The organism is Bacillus sp. T33-2, assembly GCF_002860205.1.
In the GTDB taxonomy this organism is placed as follows: Bacteria; Bacillota; Bacilli; order Bacillales; family Cytobacillaceae; genus T33-2.
Genome location: NZ_PGVB01000019.1, coordinates 1 through 1,561, shown reverse-complemented (window position 1 = coordinate 1,561; position 1,561 = coordinate 1). Strand labels below are relative to the sequence as shown.

Here is a 1,561-nt window from a genome sequence, read left to right as displayed (position 1 = left end):
TATCCTTAGAAAGGAGGTGATCCAGCCGCACCTTCCGATACGGCTACCTTGTTACGACTTCACCCCAATCATCTGTCCCACCTTAGGCGGCTGGCTCCAAAAGGTTACCCCACCGACTTCGGGTGTTACAAACTCTCGTGGTGTGACGGGCGGTGTGTACAAGGCCCGGGAACGTATTCACCGCGGCATGCTGATCCGCGATTACTAGCGATTCCGGCTTCATGCAGGCGAGTTGCAGCCTGCAATCCGAACTGAGAATGGTTTTATGGGATTGGCTTCACCTCGCGGCTTCGCTGCCCTTTGTTCCATCCATTGTAGCACGTGTGTAGCCCAGGTCATAAGGGGCATGATGATTTGACGTCATCCCCACCTTCCTCCGGTTTGTCACCGGCAGTCACCTTAGAGTGCCCAACTTAATGCTGGCAACTAAGATCAAGGGTTGCGCTCGTTGCGGGACTTAACCCAACATCTCACGACACGAGCTGACGACAACCATGCACCACCTGTCACTCTGTCCCCCGAAGGGGAACGCCTTATCTCTAAGGTTGTCAGAGGATGTCAAGACCTGGTAAGGTTCTTCGCGTTGCTTCGAATTAAACCACATGCTCCACCGCTTGTGCGGGCCCCCGTCAATTCCTTTGAGTTTCAGCCTTGCGGCCGTACTCCCCAGGCGGAGTGCTTAATGCGTTTGCTGCAGCACTAAAGGGCGGAAACCCTCTAACACTTAGCACTCATCGTTTACGGCGTGGACTACCAGGGTATCTAATCCTGTTCGCTCCCCACGCTTTCGCGCCTCAGCGTCAGTTACAGACCAGAGAGCCGCCTTCGCCACTGGTGTTCCTCCACATCTCTACGCATTTCACCGCTACACGTGGAATTCCGCTCTCCTCTTCTGCACTCAAGTCCCCCAGTTTCCAATGACCCTCCACGGTTGAGCCGTGGGCTTTCACATCAGACTTAAAGGACCGCCTGCGCGCGCTTTACGCCCAATAATTCCGGACAACGCTTGCCACCTACGTATTACCGCGGCTGCTGGCACGTAGTTAGCCGTGGCTTTCTGGCCAGGTACCGTCAAGGTGCCGGCAGTTACTCCGGCACTTGTTCTTCCCTGACAACAGAGCTTTACGACCCGAAGGCCTTCTTCGCTCACGCGGCGTTGCTCCGTCAGACTTTCGTCCATTGCGGAAGATTCCCTACTGCTGCCTCCCGTAGGAGTCTGGGCCGTGTCTCAGTCCCAGTGTGGCCGATCACCCTCTCAGGTCGGCTACGCATCGTCGCCTTGGTGGGCCGTTACCCCACCAACTAGCTAATGCGCCGCGGGCCCATCTGTAAGTGACAGCCGAAACCGTCTTTCAGCCTTCCCCCATGAGGGGAAAGGAATTATCCGGTATTAGCTCCGGTTTCCCGAAGTTATCCCAGTCTTACAGGCAGGTTGCCCACGTGTTACTCACCCGTCCGCCGCTAATCTTCGGAAGCAAGCTTCCGAAGATCCGCTCGACTTGCATGTATTAGGCACGCCGCCAGCGTTCGTCCTGAGCCAGGATCAAACTCTCCAATAAAG

The 1,561-nt window shown here is 56.0% G+C and carries 1 rRNA gene; it reads right to left on the bottom strand.

Features of this window, described 5'->3' with window-relative positions:
- Positions 1-9: 9 nt before the first annotated feature.
- Positions 10-1,559 (bottom strand): 16S ribosomal RNA (locus CVD19_RS14290).
- Positions 1,560-1,561 lie beyond the last annotated feature (2 nt).